General features: G+C 67.2%; 2 protein-coding genes and 1 pseudogene. All 3 read left to right on the plus strand.

What is annotated here, in order from left to right; translation table 11 throughout:
* Positions 1 to 220 (plus strand): annotated as a pseudogene (locus W5W_RS16460) (hypothetical protein); the annotation flags it as partial.
* Between the two features lie 121 nt (positions 221 to 341).
* A complete protein-coding gene (locus W5W_RS0100020) occupies positions 342 to 1190 on the plus strand; it encodes a VOC family protein (protein WP_017193822.1) in 849 nt (282 codons plus the stop codon).
* Between the two features lie 84 nt (positions 1191 to 1274).
* Entirely contained in the window at positions 1275 to 2180 is a 906-nt protein-coding gene (locus W5W_RS0100025; RefSeq protein WP_017193823.1) for an alpha/beta hydrolase, read from the plus strand.
* The last annotated feature ends 146 nt before the right edge of the window (positions 2181 to 2326 follow it).

Consider the following 2326-nt stretch of genomic DNA (forward strand, 5'->3'; position numbering starts at 1 on the left):
AAGCGTTCAACCCACCCCAGATCCAAGTAGCGGCTCGGCACCTACACCGGCTGTTGTCCCCGAGCCCACCAAAGCGCCCACTGCCGCTCCGACCACCACCGCCTCACGCAGGTCCTTGTCCAATACGGGACCCCGAGCGGGCAGGCTGACGACCCTGGCGGTCATCGGGATGCTCACCGGCGCAGCAGTGCTCCACTACCGGCGCAGGGTCATCTCATGACCGGCGCCATCATCAGGCACTGACCCACCGATCCCTCGCTTCTGTCACCTTGTCGGGGTGCCGCTCCTGGCTGGAAGGGAGCGGCACCCCGTCGCACGTGCGGTCGCGGTACGGTGTCCGCATGGATCAGCTCATCACTCCCGCTATCTGGTGCGACGGCACCGCCGACGAAGCGGCCCAGTTCTACGCCGATGCCTTCCGTGAGGGCTCCGTCGTCGAGCAGGCGCCCGGGCTCGCGGCCACGATCAGCATCCACGGCTTTCAGCTCTCGCTCATCAACGGGGGCGACCAGTACGCCCCGAACCCGTCGATCAGCTGCATCCTGAACTTCGACCCGCTCCTGTTCGGCGGCGAGGACCAGGCCCGGACCTACCTCGATGAGCTCTACGAGCGGCTCTCCGCCGGCGGTGTGCTCATGGAGCTAGGCGAGTACCCCTTCTCGCCGCGCTACGCCTGGGTCCGCGACCGCTTCGGCATGACCTGGCGACTCATGCTCACCGACCCGGCCGGCGAGCCGCGTCCCTTCATCCTGCCCTCCTTCATGTTTGGCGGAACCAACCCCGCCAAAGCAGAGGAGGCCACTGAGGCCTGGATCGCCCTGTTCGACGACGCCCACCGCGGGGCTCTGCGCCGCTACGAGGAGGGTGGGCCGATGGAGGCGGGGACCGTCATGTTCACCGACTTCACGCTGCGCGGCACCTGGATGGCGGCCATGGACTCGGGGGCCTTCCACGACTTTACCTTCACGCCCGGGGTCTCCATGATCGTCTCCTGCCGGGACCAGGAGGAGATCGACCGCTACTGGACGGGACTGTCGGCCGTGCCCGAGGCCGAGCGCTGCGGCTGGTGCGTCGACCGCTGGGGCGTGTCCTGGCAGGTCGTCCCCCACAACATCGCCGAGCTCATGGCTGACGCCGCCACGCGCGAGAAGATCCTGCACATGGGCAAGATCGACCTGGCCTGCCTGTAGCCCACCGGCCTCATCATGCCGGCGAGGCGATAGCCTGGTGGCTGCGGCCGGAAGCGCTGACAACCTTGAGGGGACGTGCCTAGCGTGGACATCGCAACGCTGCTGAACGAGCACTCGATCGACCTGGCCAGCTACTCGGAGGTCTCCATCGAATCGGGCCGGGCTCCCATCACGCTGTCCATCTGGGAGGCGGAGCAGGACACGGCGCCGACGGTCGTGTTCGTCCCGGGCACCATGACCCATCCCCTGTTCTACAGCCCCTTCCTGGACGCGGTCAGCCGGCACGGCTACCACGTCGTCGGCGTCCACCCGCTGTCCCATGGGCGCAGTCCCCGGGTCGTCCGCCGGTTCACCCTGGACGACATGATCGGAAACGTCCGGGACGCGGTGGGCTATGCCTGCGCCCGTTTCCCCGGCGCCGTCGGGCTGATGGGGTCGAGCCAGGGAGGCGTCCTCACCCTGCTGGCAGCCGGCGGCGAGCACCGCATCCGGGCCGCCTTTCCGCACAACGTTCTGTTCACACCCTTGCGAGAATCCCTGTCGGTCACACGCTTCCCCAACGCGCTCGGCGTGGTGTACCCGGTGATCCGGCGGATCATCGCCGTCGCCGGCCGAGTCTTGCCCGGACTGCAGGTGCCGATGAGTTTCTACCTCGACGTCAACAAGGTCTTCTCGGAGCGGGAGTGGCGCGACGAGTTCTACCGGGATCCCTTGGGACGCACTGCCTACCCAGTGAGCTTCCTGTCCAGCCTGTTCGCGACCGATATGTCGGTCCTCGTCGACGGCAGCATCACCTGCCCGGTGGTGGCCTTCGTATCGACGGGTGATCCCCTGTTCACCCTCGGTTACAGCCGCTTGGTCTACGAGCGACTGGTGGCGCCCCAGAAGCGGCTGATCGAGCTGCCCGCCGATCACCACCTGATTCTCAACGAGAAGGCCGAGCGCGTCACCCCGACGATACTGGCCGCCCTGGATGACTACCTCAGGTAACCCGGGCGCTTCCCTCGAACGGCCACAGGAGCTCACGGCGGCCATCAGTCGCGCCTTCCGCGCTCCGGACGGCCCAACGCTCTGATCGACGACGTACTTCTGCGTCGGGAACGTACTTCTCCCGCAAACTACTGGGGGCGGACCTG

The organism is Actinomyces massiliensis 4401292, assembly GCF_000269805.1.
GTDB classification, from domain to species: domain Bacteria; phylum Actinomycetota; class Actinomycetes; order Actinomycetales; family Actinomycetaceae; genus Actinomyces; species Actinomyces massiliensis.